Origin of the sequence: Halobacillus massiliensis (genome assembly GCF_900166625.1) — a bacterium.
Taxonomy (GTDB): domain Bacteria; phylum Bacillota; class Bacilli; order Bacillales; family Halobacillaceae; genus Halobacillus_A; species Halobacillus_A massiliensis.
The window spans coordinates 983,731-998,025 of record NZ_LT800499.1 but is presented as its reverse complement, the minus strand read 5'-3'; the positions used below and the strand labels follow the sequence as shown (position 1 = coordinate 998,025).

The window sequence follows — 14,295 nt, the reverse complement described above, 5'->3', positions numbered from 1 at the left end:
TGTGAGTGATTTTAACTTCAGTTTCCATTTTGCTGCCTCCCGCCTTTTCATTATCACTTTCTTGTAATTCCTGCAAATACCCGTCCAAGTTTTCAAATTTTTCTTCCCAAATATCACGGTATTCTTTCAGCCATAAGTCTAAAGCTTTGAAGGGCTCTAACCTCAGTTTGTAGATACGACGATTAGCTTCTGCCTTAAACTCTACCACTCCGGCTTCTTGCAATACACGTAGATGTTTGGATACTTGAGGCTGACGAATGTGAAGTCGATCTGCAATTTCCCCTACTGTCAGTGAGCCTTCGTGCAGTAGACCTACAATCTGCAGCCTACTGGGCTCGGCTAATGCGCTAAAAATTTTCGTTTTCATATCCATCCAAACACCTATCTCTTCATTACTAATATTCCTTACCAGGAATATACCACTTAAGGAATATTATGGTCAAGGAATTAATTATTAAGAAATAGTTTATACCTGATATAAAAACAAAGAGGAGCTATTATTCTTAACGAATAATAGCCCCTTTACTTTTACTTGGAACCTCCCCATCTTAACCACATACTTCACATTTTCTACAGGTTTTTACTTTGTTGAAGAAGCTTGGATTCTCCTGTACGTTCCCATTCTTCAACTGTTTCATAGGCTTTTTCGGGAGAATAACCTTTCCCTACAAGTACTCCCATAAGAATAAATTCTTGAAGAATGTGTAAGGCATTAATCCCTCTTTTAACATCTTCTAATCCTTCATTTACTAAATACTCCGTGTACTGTACCCACTCATCAGGAGTCCTGCCAAACACAGGTTTACTCCCATTACTATGACTGCTGCCTTCTTCCGCAGCCATTGCATCTGCTCTGGTCACATGAACAGTCCCAAATGGGTGATTAGGTGGAGCGTATATGGAGTAAAGTTTAAGCGGAGTATTTCCTGTATTAGTAACATTATGCCATGTTCCCGAAGGTATCATTATTGCGGAATCATCATATACATTTCTCACAAAATTTAAATCATCTTTACTCTTGCCCATTTGAACTATCCCTTGACCATGTTCAATACGCAAGAACTGATCAACATCAGGATGTATTTCTAAACCAATATCCTCGCCTGCATTTATACTCATTAAAGTAACTTGTAAATGTGATCCCGTCCATAAAGCCGTACGATACGTATTGTTTTGCTTTGTTGCTTCATTTATATTAATGACAAATGGGTTTGGTCCATGATCTGTATATCCATCATAGTTAGAAGGGCGCCAGGGTTCAAATCGGTTCGCATGCTCTGCCTGATTAGGAAAGGACCATTGCTTAGCATGGCTTTCATTGATGTACATCGGGGGATTCATCCCATAATAAGGGTTTTGATAAGGATAAAAATAAGGACCATAGTACATGTTTTCTTCATCCCTTCACAGTTTATAAAATTATGGTATGCACTTATCACGAGACGGTACTCCAAATAAGTTTCCTAGTTACCACCCTACTGCTGAATCTTTGAAACTAACATCACCGCTAAAGCAGCTCCATACCCCAGATTTTTCGCATCCTCATCAATCGTCCCTGTTCTGCGGTATTGTATTGGCGATATTGACTATATTTTCTTCATCAATTTTCATCCATTATCGTTCCTTTCACGATTCATTCCTGGATGTTCCTGAATCCATCCCCTTTACTTTGAGTATTCTTCAATTCATTCATTTATGACAATTAAAGAAATCATATGTATTTAAATCAATTTTATAACAAAACTCTCTTCATAAAGATGTGAACTTGGCTATAGATTTATCCCCCAATTCTTCCCGATTCTTAAGACGCAAAAGACGACTATTCTTTAGAATAATCGCCCCCTTTTCCCAAATACTTGTACCTTAATACTTATTAAAATGTTTAAATAATCTTCTGCTTTACTTAATATAGCCTTATCATTTTTAAAGAACCAATCTTCTATCTTCGTCATCCGGGATAACAGTTATAAATTGGTTGATATTCTGCATTATTCGAATTTTATAGGCGGATCACGATAAAGATCCCTTTTTTTCATATACTCGACAGCTTTAGTTTTATTACTTTGATTGGATACATATAATGCTTCATTTTTCTCTCTATAATATAAAATGAATTTTTCTTTCGAAAGAATCCCTTCATCAATTGCTTTTTTCACAGCACAGTTAGGTTCTTTCGTATGAGAGCAGTTAGTAAACCTGCATCTCTTCGATAATTCAATAATATCTTCATATCCATCGTCCATAGATGCTTGAAAATCAACAATTTCATTTAACTTCTTTTTAAATGTCATTGATTAACCCCTTACTGTTTTGTTATATTAACTTATTACTTTATTTCAATAAAATAAGAGATTAATCCTTCAGAAATATTTTTTAAAGTACTCTCAAATTCAAACCCTCAATATAAATGGCTACTATTTAAAGAAAAAGCTGAAGACCATTGATTGGTCTTCAGCTAATAGCTCCTTATTCTTTAATTTTCTCCTCACTTATATCTACTTAATATTTCGTCGGGAATATGACAATAATCATTTGGATATTTTGCTAACCTATCTTGATGTTCTTCTGCACTTCTCACGTAGTTTGTAAGAGGTAAGACTTCAACAACTATACGATCATAATCATTTCTCTCCGTAAGAAACGCCTTCGCCTCATTTAAGTGTTCAGGCTTTTCACTGTATACTCCTGTTCTGTATTTCTCGCCAACATCCTGTCCTTGTTTATTCAAACTGTAGGGATCAATAATCTCAAATAAATATCCCATTAATTCTCTGATCGTCACAATCGTCGGATCAAATTCTGTTTTTACACATTCGGTGTAGCCATCATAATCACCCTCTAGTGTAGAAGTGGTTCCATTAGCTCTTCCCGCTTCTGTAAACGTAACTCCCGGTAAAGTTTTTATAAAAGCTTGTACTCCCCATAAACATCCACCAGCCAAATATACGACTTCCATAGGAACTCTCCTCTTTGTTTTAAAAATTGCGTACCCCATTTCAATCTACCCTAACTCTGCAGAAAATTAATATTCATATTTTAAATCCGCTCTATCATAGAGTTTCTATAGTCTCTCCGGTTTTCCTTCATTATACTTATCTATCTTTCATTTGATGAAGCTGTTTAAGCAGGGGCTGCCCACTTTCTATTCCCAATTCATGAATCTTCTATAATATCTTGGATAATTGCTCCCTTTTCTTTAAGAGTTGAATTATAGTAAAGTCACAGACAGAAAAAATCGAGTGAAATGAGGAGATGATCATTGCAGGCAGGATATGCCTTTTAGCGAATCAACGAACGAAATGCGTAATCATCCTAGTAGTTTACTTTAAAAACTGAGGAGGAAAACATATGGCGCATAATGAATTGGAGGATTCCAAGTCCTCGAAAACGGGTGGAATGAAACTTCTGCTAACTTCCGCTGGTGTCAATAACTCGTCTATACACAATGCGCTCGTTGACATGCTTGAAAAACCGATCGCCGACTCTAACGCTCTGTGCATTCCTACCGCGATGTACGGACACCCCTGGGTCGGTCCCGGCGTCAAAGCCTGGGAATTCATCACGGGAAATTCCGAGAATCCCATGGTGAACCTGGGCTGGAAATCGGTCGGCGTGCTTGAGCTCACAGCGCTGCCAAGCATTGACGAAGAACGCTGGGTGCCGCTTGTTCGGGAGACGGACGTCCTGCTCGTCTCGGGCGGTGACGCTCTCTACCTGTACCACTGGATGAGGCAATCCGGACTGGCGGACCTCTTGCCATCACTGGATGTTGTCTATGTAGGAATGAGCGCCGGGAGCATGGTGATGGCTCCAAATATCGGTGAAGATTTCGTAGGCTGGCGTCCACCTAAAGGAGACGATCAAACACTAGGTCTCGTAGATTTTGCTATGTTTCCACACCTGGGTCACGAAATGTTACCAGACAATACTTTGGCTAATGCAGAAAAGTGGGCCGCCGGCTTGTCAGGGCCAGGGTATGCGATTGACGATCAGACAGCCATCAAAGTGTCCCATGATAACGTTGAAGTTATTTCCCAGGGGCAATGGAAGCTGTTCACCCCTTATCATTGAGAGGATCAGCCCATGAAAAAAGCCTAATTTCTTCACATTAAATACGGAGAAATCAGGCTTTTTTATATGGAAATTTTCTTAATCATCCGTATTTTCCTGGACGGTTTCATCAACTATTTTTATTTAGATTCCATAACAGCAAAGTAATTCTGTTCGTTGTCGGCAAAGTTAAACACTTTTCCGGCAGGCATATCTACAATTTCTCCAACCGTGATGTTCTGATTTGATAAATCGTCATGTAATTTCTCTAAATCATTGGTGAAAAACATTAAGGAAGGAGTATCGAGATTAAGCTCAGGATCCATTTCAGCTACTACTTTCTTGTTGTGTAAAATAAGGGTGGTTTCACAGTTTTTTGTTGGCGCAATTTCAATCCACTTCATTCCTTGCTCATTCTCTTCAGAGGAAATTAAGCTAAAGCCTACTTTACCGGTCCAAAATTTAACAGCTTCGTCCTGGTTATTTACATACAACATAATCTGTCCCACTTTATTAATCATACATTTATCCTCCTAATTATTAAGACTTATCTTACGTGGTGCATTCTGAAGCTCTTTTTAAAAGCATTTCACGCTCTCGTTCATTACTAGTAAGCGATGCCGCACGTTTGAATTCGACATGTGCTTCTTGCTTTCGGTTAAGTTTAAAAAGAAGGTCTCCTCTTACACTTGGCAGGAGGTGATAATCCTTCAAAGTAGGTTCCTCCTGCAACTCATCGACAATTTCGAGTCCAACTTCAGGACTAAATGCCATAGATAGAGCAACCGCACGATTCAACTCAATAATCGGGGATGGAGTTAATTGAGCAAGGGCGTCATATAAAGCTGAGATTCGCACCCAATCCGTTTCTGCTCCCGAAGGGGCTACAGCATGACATGCAGCAATCTTAGCCTGTAACGAGTAGGGTCCCAGTGGAACCCCAAGCCCTTCCGCTCGTTCAATAGCTGCTAATCCCCTTCGAATGAGCAAGTAATCCCAAAGTGCTCGGTTTTGATCTAAAAGAAGGATCGGTTCTCCTTTTGGATTTACCCTTGCTTTTAGCCGGGAGGACTGAATCTCCATAAGAGCCACGAGGCCATGAACTTCAGGTTCTTTAGGAACGAGTTCAGCAAGTATTCTTCCAAGCCGCAACGATTCCTGACAAAGCGTAGGGCGGAACCATTCTCCGCCAGACGTGGCTGTATATCCTTCATTAAACATTAAATATAGTACTTCTAGCACGGAGGATAACCGATTTTTAAGCTCACTTTCTTCATAATCCACAAAAGAAATGCGGGCTTCCCGAAGTATTCTTTTAGCCCTAACTATGCGCTGGGCTATGGTTGGTGTGGGGGTGAGATAAGCCTTGGCAATTTCTTCAGTCGTCAACCCTCCAAGCAAACGAAGAGTTAGCGCAACTCGCGACTTCGGAGGTAAAATAGGATCACATGTAATAAAAAGGAGCCTAAGCAGATCATCCTTAATATCATGCTCATCCACATCATCATACTCACACTTATAATAGGAATCATTGATGAGGCCAAGCTCTTTATGCTTTCTCTCACTTAATTTATCTCTTCGCAAATAATCAATGGCTTTTCGCTTGGCAGTTGTCATTAACCATCCGCCCGGGTTTTCAGGGATCCCTGATTTCTCCCAGATCTCGAGTGCTTGAACTAAGGCATCATGAGCAAAATCCTCTGCAAGCCCGATGTCCCGGGTGATACGAGCAACTCTCGCAATAACTTTAGCTGACTCGATTTTCCAAATCGTATTTATAGTACGATGCACATCGACGGATCCCACGTGTTGTCACCTCTCCGTTCTTTTACGCAGTTCCGAAACCTTTGACAAAGTTTGAGCATCATTCGTTAATTCCTGAGCTTCGAACACTTGGCGGACCTCAATTTCCCCTTCACCAAATCCGTGAGGGTCCGGCATTCGTAAGGCCCATTCGAAAGCCTCTTCTTTTGAGTGAACCTCAATAAGCGTAAAACCCGCAATCAATTCTTTAGATTCCGTAAAAGGACCGTCCATCACTTTTGGTTTCTTTCCAGGTTCAGGGTAAGAGATACGAAAGCCTGCGGAACTAGGGTGAAGACCTTCCCCTGCAATTAGAACTCCCGCATTGGCCAGTTCTTCGTTATACTTCATCATGGCATCGATAAGCTCCTGACTGGGGTGAACACCTGCTTCAGAATCTTTAGAAGCTTTAACAAGGATCACAAATCTCATCTGTTTATTCCTCCTTTGATCTTTAGGGAAGGATATTTCCTCCTCTATTATTTCCGTTCTCATTTACATAACGAATGAAGAATGCTGATTTCGACAAAACAAATATATTTTTCTTAAAACAATTATGAAACTTTTTTAAATCTAATTACTCGTTGGTCTATTGTTATCGCGGTATATGGAAAAAGAAAGATCATTCTTATATTTTTTTCTTGTCCCCCTTATCATATACCTGCTTTTAAATAGATTGGCCTTTGTTCCCACAAATTCTATATCAAAAAATTAAGACGATCACTTTGATTAAGCATCGCCCCAAGAATTGAATACGAGGACTTTTCTACCATTCAATAACTGTTATCGAACCCCTTATGTATGATGATTAAGTTGTTTTTCAGGAAGGATTTCTTCTTCAATTCTCTTTAGGATCCCCATCCCTTAATGTGTGTTTTCAAAATTAATTCAAAATAATTAAATCAGCTTGTTCCTTTGGAAATATTGATTTCATATAATAATCTTCTGCTCTCCAATATCTCTTTTTAAATTTTTCAACGTTCTTTCGGGTTTCCATACTTTCTCGATTAAACCTTTTTTCTCTTTCACAATCCAAAAAAACTATAAAGTCAAAGTAATTTCTCCACTCTTTTCTTTGAAGAAATACTCCTTCAATGATAATGAGACAGGTATCAGGTATGTTAACTAACTCTACTTTGCAGGTATCTGAATGGTAATGATATGTAAGGAGATGAAGTTCTTTTAATCCCTTAAGTTTTTTAAAGAAATTTTCTTCTAACCACTCGACATCCCATTGTAAATGGTAATACTCATACCACTCCTCGTAATTAGTGTTATACCTTCTTTTTCTTTCTACAATATAGTTGTCTATATGAAAAATACAAACCGAAGTTTTCCCTTTGAAATATTGCTCTATTTTTCTAGCAAATGTTGTTTTACCGGAACGACTTAAACCGTCAATCCCAAGAACCACCCTCTGACCATCTTCAACTTTTGGAAGTTTATTCATTATATCTTTCAAATCCATCATCCCCTACAGCTCATAAATTATTATGAACATCATTGTTAATAGTGTATTTGTTGAAGAAACTTGTTGTTTAGTTCACTATAGTACACTATAATGAACCGAATATATTGTCGATATTTCTATAATAAGGTTACGTGAGGCAGAAAAGTATTGTATAAAATAGTTCGCATTATTAACGGAAAGTCAAATCCATTAGTAGATTCGATAACGAATAAAGATAAAGTATTGAGTAACAAGAAATCAGCTGAGTTATTAGCAAGAATACTATATTCCAAAACCAAATTAGCCTATAATTGGGTAGTGGTAAACCATCCTAAATTTTTATTTTTGTTCATTCCATTAATTTAAGAGGAGATTATTTGTAAAATAACTATAAATACATATTGTTTTTTTCAGGATAACGGAACTATGAGGATACAACGCTTAATATTCAATTAGGGGAGTGACTCAAAAGTAGATGTGTGTGCTGTTATTATTATGAAGAACATTGGGATAACACATCTCTCCATAATAAAAACATCCCAATTATGCACTGCAGGAAGAATGACGACTTCTTAACCAAATCGCCTATTAAATTGTTTAGAATATTTAACATAAGTGAATTACATAGTATAGGGCTAGCAATAGTTAAAAATATCCCCATTTCAAGTGCTTTCTTAAGCTAGTTCTAACCATACAGAAACTTCTTACCGGAGCCCCCAGCTCCGGCTTTTTATTTTTTCTCAATTTCCGCTCTTCTTGCTGTGTACTAGAGGATATTTTAATAAGAAATTTGGAAAATTAGTTCTGGTAGGTACCTAATAAATGTTTATCATTTTACCATTGTGGGAATCCATTCCCAAGTCACAATTATAAGGAGACTCATCATGCAAAACCCAGAAAAACTTTGCTTCGAAAAAGATAGGACTAGGCTGTTTGAATTATTAAACCGTACGTTAGAGCGTGAAAAACAAGAAGTAATTGAGAGCAATATTTATAACCTAGAAGAAGCACTGGATTCCATTTAACTGCTAGTTGAAAGCTTAGACACAAACAAACCTACAATCTTACTTGCACCTCTATAAATCCCACCTTTTAACACTTTAGTTGAAACCCTATTCTAATCTTGCCATTTCCATAGGTTAGTCACTGCTTTTAGCAATCTACCTGTTCTTTTAAAAAAGCTGCCTTTTATAAAAAGGCAGCCTTTTTCACCTAATATTTATGCCTCACCCATCATCAGTCCTTCAATAGAGTGCCCTTGCACAATCACTTCAAGCTCGTCTACGAGCCTGCAATGCAAGTGTCGTTTTAAATCTTCAGGAAGGGTCTTGTAAAATTCTTTCGTAACCTGCAGATCATGTCTTTCATGGTTATTGGCAGTAGGGGCATCTACACCCAGTACTAAAACAGGTCGTGATTTATCCGAATGGTTAGTCGTACCTCTATGAATGGTCAGTGCTGATCTCACGGCGATATCCCCCATTTTCGGCATCTTTTGCTGGGCTTTGGCCTCATATCGTTCATAATTCTCTTTTGGAGGAAACATTTCATGTTCAAACTCACTGCCATCATCCCATTGAGTCCCAGGGGCGATTTCAAATGGACCCATGTCTTCTTCAACATCAACGGTTGTCATGTTAAAGGCCAGGGAATTTAAACGTCTACCTCTTGTTGTATCATCTGGAGCAGGGAAGTCACGATGCCACGGCTGGTTGACAGCGCCAGGGTTAGGAACATCGAAACCAATTTCTACAATTTTGTAGTCCGGCCCGAGTACCGATTCACATACAGTCTGCAGCCATGGATGGGTGACTAATTCTACAAAGCCGCTGATATCTTCTGGGTGAATTTCAACGTAATGGCGTTTAGGTCCACGCCCTACGGCACCACCTTCTCTTTGAAGGGCTTCGGCATACAGCTCATTGATTTCTTCACCAAGTTTTGCAGCAAATTCTCTACTGAAAGCTCCTTTTAATCCCATAATCCCGGGTCCGTACAATGCTCCTTGAATTTCACCAATATCATATTTTTTTGCTTCTTGGGTTTGATTTGTCAATTGAATGACCTCCTATTTATTAGTAGTTTCATAGATTCATCGTCGTCCAACTCTTATAAAGATAAGTATTGGTGCATAGACTTACTCATTGAGCACCCCCTTAAAAGAAGTTTTCTAAACAGCTGACCTTTATGTTTTCAACTTATTTGTGTTCATTACTTTAGCTTGAATGACAACTATGGCTACGAGGAACAAGCCTCGGATGACCGGCTGCCACCAGGAATCGAGTGTGCCGTCCAGGTTAATCACATTTAAGACAATTCCGAGAAGCATAACGCCTATAAAGGTACCTACTACTCCTCCTCGTCCGCCAATAAGTAGTGTTCCTCCAATGACGACAGCGGCGATTGCATCAAGCTCCCACATATTCCCGGCTACAGGCTGGGCGACTCCACCCAATCTCCCCGCCAGAACGATTCCCGCTAGTCCAGACAAACCTCCGCTTACTACGTAGGCCAAAACTTTTATTTTCGTTACCTTGATTCCCATGAGTTGACTTCCACTTTCATTCCCGCCAACTGCATAGGTTTGTCGGCCAAAGCGCGTATAGTGGAGGACATACCAGGAAAGAACCACCAATCCTATAAAAAGCCAGACGGGAAATGGAATACCTAGCAGCAATCCATTTCCAATATAATTAAAAATGGATTCAGTCTCTTGCGATACGATGACGGATTGTTCTCCTGTCGTGATATACACAATTCCCCTGACTCCTATCATCATGGCAAGAGTTACGATAAATGGTTCTAAATTTCCTTTCGCAATGATCAGACCATTCACCATCCCCAAAACAGCGGTAGCAAGAATTGGAACAACTATAGCTAAAACAAGGTTTAAAGAAGTTAAATACGCTGATAGAACCCCTCCAAGCGCTATTAAACTGCCCACGGATAAATCGATTCCACGGGTTAAAATAACAAATGTCATTCCTACCGCTACAATGCCAATCATGCTGTTCTGCTTTAGGACATTGATAATATTTTGGGAGGTTAGAAAGTTATCGTAATTCACACTCGCAAAAATAATGAGTAAGATTAAAGCAATTAAGGCACCCTGCTGCTGAATAAAGCTTACATTCAACTTAAAAGGAAATGCAGCTGTCATTTTATTTACTGCAGCTTTCACGTCATCCACCTCCCTTTTATTTTTTTCTTTGAATTAAAATTGCACCGATTATAATAAAAGCTTTAATCACAAGGGAGTAAGCATGGGGAATGTTATTCATAACAAAAGTAATTGTAATTAAACCCATCAGCAGCGCACCCATTACTGTCCCCCAAATATAAGGCTTTCCTCCCGTCATTAATGTTCCACCTACTACTACGGCGGCAATAGCATCTAATTCGATGAGTTCTCCGATTCGTGTAGCATCAGCTGCTGCTAATCTCGATGTTTCAATTAAGCCGGCTACTCCTGCTAACACGGCGGCAAGGCAGTAAACCATAAGTTTGATCCGCTTTACATGAATGCCCGATAGATTGGCAGCTTCTTCATTGTCTCCAATCGCTTCTACATACCGTCCAAATGTAGAATATTTTACTAATAAATAAATAACTACTGCTGCTGCAATTAAAATAATGACGGGCAGCGGAATTCCCGCCATTGTCCCTTTCCCAATGAATTCATATGAAGGATTCGAGAAGGAAATCAGGTAGCCATCGGTCATAACCTGTGCGATCCCTCTTCCTGCAATCATCATCGCAAGTGTAATAATGATAGGCTGAACGCCTATATAGGAAATAACGGCCCCGTTAAATAAACCAAACAACAAGCAGACTAACAGTGTACCTACGATAAGCACAAAGATGTTAGACCCTAGAAAAAAGGTAGAAGTAACAGCTGCTACTGCCATAACCGCCCCTACCGATAAATCTATTCCCCCTGTAGCTATTACAAGGGTCATACCGATCGCCACTAAAGCAGTTGTTGAAATCAGAATCAACAGGTTCCATAGGGATTGAAGCTCAAAGAAATTTTCCGTCACTATGATATTAAATAAAGCGAGCAGTCCAATTACGGAAGGTAAAAGCACTTGAGTAAGCGGAAAGTTTATACTTTTTTTGGCCTTAGGCTCACTTACTACTGCATTGGGATTAGCCATTCGTCAATGAAGCCTCCTTTTTATCGCAGGCATCACTTTCATTGGCAATAATAGACATAATGTTGTCCTGCGTCCTTTGCTCACCATCCAGTTCCCCCACCTTGATGCCATCTCTTAAGACAACAATTCGGTCTGTGTTTTGAATCAGTTCATCAAACTCAGAAGAAATCATAATTAAGCTCAGTCCATTGGCGGATAATTCATTCATTAAAGAATGAATTTCGGCTTTAGCCCCTATATCAATCCCGCGTGTTGGCTCATCTAAAATTAACAGCTGCGGGTTAAGCGCCAGCCACCTGGCTAACAGCACTTTCTGTTGATTACCTCCGCTCAAATTTTTTATTTTTTGCTCTGCGTGAGGGGTTTTAATGCCCAGCCTGTCGATATAATCTTCTACAATTTTGTCTTGTTTCTTTTTTGATACAAAACTAAACATTGATATTTTCGGAAGACAGGCTAAGGTAATGTTTTCACGCACCGACATGTTCGGAATAATCCCTTCTGTTTTACGGTTTTCCGTTAAGATCGCAATCCCTTTTTGAATGGCCTGCTTTGTATTATTCAAATCTACTTCCTTTCCATTTAAATGAAGAGTCCCTTCTTCCTTCTTGTTAATTCCCGCAATAATTTTAGCTACTTCTGATCTGCCTGATCCCAGCAGTCCGGCCAACCCGAGGACTTCTCCCTGATGGAGGGAGAAGTGCACGTTATGAACTTTTTTGCCTTTCTTTACACCTTCTAATTGAATGACGGTTTGTCCACTTCGTTTGTCTTGTGCCTGCCTGGTGTTGGAAAGAGCCATGACTTCCCCTTCACTTTTTCCAATCATTTGGGCAATCAGCTTCTGCTGGTTCAATTCCTCTGTTTTCCATGTCCCTATGTAGCTTCCGTCTCTTAAAACAGTGATTCTGTCACACATCTGATAGATTTCATCCAGGCGGTGACTTACAAAAATAATAGCGATTCCTTCCGAACGAAGCTGGTTCATCACCCGATATAATACTTTCACTTCCTGATCATCAAGAGATGAAGTCGGCTCATCCATAATGACCAGCTTAGCTTTCATGGATACGGAGCGTGCGATAGACACCATTTGCTGAACCGCTGTGCTGAATTCATTTACAGACTTTTTCACATCAACTTCGACGCCTATAGACTGTAAGATCTTACCGGCTTCTTTATGAGCTTTTTTCCAATCAATATTTCCCCATTTGGTCTTTGGTTCTCTGCCCAGCATCACATTCTCGGTGACGTTTAAATTAGGGATGAGAGAAACCTCTTGATAAATGGTGCTGATCCCGCCCTGCTGAGCTTCAATCGGAGTCTTAAAATTAACCTCCTGATTGTTGAAATAAATAGTGCCGCTATTCTTTTGATACACCCCGGTTAATAATTTAATAAGAGTGGATTTCCCTGCACCGTTTTCCCCCATAAGAGCATGAATTTCTCCGGATTTAATCTCGAAAGATACGTCGTTTAGTGCCTTGACGCCCGGGAACTCTTTGGTAATCTTATCCATGGTTAGAAGCGATTGCTCCGGCATTACTTCCTCTCCCCTCTTTGTTGGCTATTGCCCATCTCTTCGGCTGGAATTCTAATAAGCCTCATCCAAAAATTCCTCCGCATTGTTTTCATCGAAAAAGCGGTCCTCAATGATAATTTCTGTATCCACACTCTCTCCTGCTTCCAGCTTTTCAATGACATCAAATACAACAGGTCCAAAAAAAGGCGAGCTTTCTACCGTGGCTCCCAACTCTCCATCAATGATCGATTGCAGCGCATCTTTCGTCCCATCCACAGAAACGACGGTAATATCCTCATTAGGTGTGTAACCTGCAGACTTAATAGCATTGATGGCTCCAATCGCCATTTCATCGTTATGCGTATAGACCGCATCGATATTGTCTCCATTGGATTGAAGCATGCTCTCCATCACGCTTTGTCCTTCCGAACGAGCAAAATCACCCGTCTGAGAAGCTATGATCTCCATCTCAGGAGCATGCTCTTGAAGATAGTTTCTGAATCCTTCTGCTCGATCGATAGCAACTGACGCCCCTGTCGTTCCTGAAAGTTCTACGATATTACCCTCACCGTTTAATTCTTCTACCAACCACTCAGCCGCACGCTCGCCCTGCTTGATAAAATCAGATCCAATGAACGTTTCGTAATCTTCTCCTGCCGTTCCCTCGGCCAATCTATCAACGAAAATAACGGGCACATCTGCTTTTTTTGCCGATTCAAGAGCCGGTCCAAGACCTTTGTATTCACGTGGAGCTAAAATGATGTAATCGACACCTTGAGCGATCATATCTTCTATCGCTGAAAGCTGTCTCGCCGTGTCTCCCTGTGCATCTGTGTAGACCACCTTATACCCTCGTTTTTCAGCTTCCTCCCGAATACTTTCTGTTTCCGCAATCCGCCATGGGTTATTGTTTTCCATTTGAGAAAAACCGACCACCACTTCAGAATCGTCTTTTGCACCACTCGAATTGCTGCACCCCGCTAAACATAGGGTTACCACTATTAAAAATAAACAAATGCGATAACGTGTCATTTCAACCCTCCAATTTAATTCATGCTGGTTATTCCACATGTGAACTTCACCTTATAGGAAAGGCGGCTAATACGAATTTTGTTTCTGTAAGTAAAAGAATACGCTTCCATTTCTGAATTGTCAAAATATTTTTTATTATATTTTGTATTTATACAGATTTTATGTAATTAACAATTGTCGCGACGCCTGAACAGCCTCTATATAAAAAACTTTTAAAAATACAGACAATTGAGTAAAATAGAATAATACTAGATTAAATCGTCTTTTAATACGAATTATCT

Annotated in this window: 14 protein-coding genes and 1 pseudogene; 2 read left to right on the top strand and 13 right to left on the bottom strand. The window is 39.7% G+C overall.

The features are described 5' to 3' along the window. Positions 1-49 precede the first annotated feature (49 nt). From B7E06_RS21520 to B7E06_RS04960, 4 genes and pseudogenes are all read right to left on the bottom strand, one after another. Positions 50-367 (bottom strand): annotated as a pseudogene (locus B7E06_RS21520) (ArsR/SmtB family transcription factor); the annotation flags it as partial. Positions 368-570: 203 nt separating this feature from the next. After that, complete coding sequence (locus B7E06_RS04970) at positions 571-1,389, bottom strand: cupin domain-containing protein (RefSeq protein ID WP_082232950.1); 819 nt, start codon at positions 1,387-1,389, stop codon at positions 571-573. A 599-nt stretch (positions 1,390-1,988) separates the two neighbouring features. Further along, complete coding sequence (locus B7E06_RS04965; RefSeq protein WP_082232949.1) at positions 1,989-2,291, bottom strand: hypothetical protein; 303 nt, start codon at positions 2,289-2,291, stop codon at positions 1,989-1,991. A gap of 194 nt (positions 2,292-2,485) precedes the next feature. Beyond that, positions 2,486-2,956: a peptide-methionine (S)-S-oxide reductase gene (locus B7E06_RS04960; RefSeq protein WP_082232948.1), complete on the bottom strand. Its 471-nt coding sequence runs from the start codon at positions 2,954-2,956 to the stop codon at positions 2,486-2,488. Between the two features lie 440 nt (positions 2,957-3,396). Here B7E06_RS04960 and B7E06_RS04955 point away from each other — a divergent pair, with 440 nt between their 5' ends. After that, complete coding sequence (locus B7E06_RS04955; RefSeq protein ID WP_082235906.1) at positions 3,397-4,071, top strand: Type 1 glutamine amidotransferase-like domain-containing protein; 675 nt, start codon at positions 3,397-3,399, stop codon at positions 4,069-4,071. Positions 4,072-4,190: 119 nt separating this feature from the next. Here the strand turns inward: B7E06_RS04955 and B7E06_RS04950 are convergent, their stop codons facing one another. The 4 genes from B7E06_RS04950 to B7E06_RS04935 form a co-directional block, all read right to left on the bottom strand. Next, positions 4,191-4,571 carry a VOC family protein gene (locus tag B7E06_RS04950; protein ID WP_082232947.1) on the bottom strand — a complete coding sequence of 127 codons (381 nt, stop codon included), beginning with the start codon at positions 4,569-4,571 and terminating at the stop codon, positions 4,191-4,193. Positions 4,572-4,602: 31 nt separating this feature from the next. Continuing rightward, the gene (locus tag B7E06_RS04945; protein WP_082232946.1) at positions 4,603-5,856 is read right to left on the bottom strand and encodes an RNA polymerase sigma factor; all 1,254 of its coding nucleotides are present in this window, start codon (positions 5,854-5,856) and stop codon (positions 4,603-4,605) included. A 6-nt stretch (positions 5,857-5,862) separates the two neighbouring features. Next, positions 5,863-6,285: a YciI family protein gene (locus B7E06_RS04940; RefSeq protein WP_082232945.1), complete on the bottom strand. Its 423-nt coding sequence runs from the start codon at positions 6,283-6,285 to the stop codon at positions 5,863-5,865. Positions 6,286-6,736: 451 nt separating this feature from the next. Then, positions 6,737-7,321 carry a kinase gene (locus B7E06_RS04935; RefSeq protein WP_082232944.1) on the bottom strand — a complete coding sequence of 195 codons (585 nt, stop codon included), beginning with the start codon at positions 7,319-7,321 and terminating at the stop codon, positions 6,737-6,739. An 866-nt stretch (positions 7,322-8,187) separates the two neighbouring features. On the opposite strand from B7E06_RS04935, the gene B7E06_RS21745 reads away from it, so the two are divergent. Beyond that, complete coding sequence (locus B7E06_RS21745) at positions 8,188-8,328, top strand: hypothetical protein (protein ID WP_179133962.1); 141 nt, start codon at positions 8,188-8,190, stop codon at positions 8,326-8,328. A gap of 194 nt (positions 8,329-8,522) precedes the next feature. On the opposite strand, the gene B7E06_RS04930 is transcribed toward B7E06_RS21745, so the two are convergent. The 5 genes from B7E06_RS04930 to B7E06_RS04910 form a co-directional block, all read right to left on the bottom strand. Further along, complete coding sequence (locus B7E06_RS04930) at positions 8,523-9,359, bottom strand: phytanoyl-CoA dioxygenase family protein (protein ID WP_218672914.1); 837 nt, start codon at positions 9,357-9,359, stop codon at positions 8,523-8,525. 129 nt (positions 9,360-9,488) lie between these two features. Next, positions 9,489-10,484 carry an ABC transporter permease gene (locus B7E06_RS04925; protein ID WP_082232943.1) on the bottom strand — a complete coding sequence of 332 codons (996 nt, stop codon included), beginning with the start codon at positions 10,482-10,484 and terminating at the stop codon, positions 9,489-9,491. Between the two features lie 16 nt (positions 10,485-10,500). Then, the gene (locus B7E06_RS04920; protein WP_082232942.1) at positions 10,501-11,460 is read right to left on the bottom strand and encodes an ABC transporter permease; all 960 of its coding nucleotides are present in this window, start codon (positions 11,458-11,460) and stop codon (positions 10,501-10,503) included. Next, the gene (locus B7E06_RS04915; protein ID WP_082232941.1) at positions 11,453-13,003 is read right to left on the bottom strand and encodes a sugar ABC transporter ATP-binding protein; all 1,551 of its coding nucleotides are present in this window, start codon (positions 13,001-13,003) and stop codon (positions 11,453-11,455) included. The genes B7E06_RS04920 and B7E06_RS04915 overlap by 8 nt, the downstream gene beginning before the upstream one ends. 51 nt (positions 13,004-13,054) lie before the next feature. Next, positions 13,055-14,014 (bottom strand): ABC transporter substrate-binding protein, encoded by a 960-nt coding sequence (locus B7E06_RS04910; protein WP_179133960.1) that lies wholly within the window; start codon positions 14,012-14,014, stop codon positions 13,055-13,057. Between the last annotated feature and the right edge of the window lie 281 nt (positions 14,015-14,295).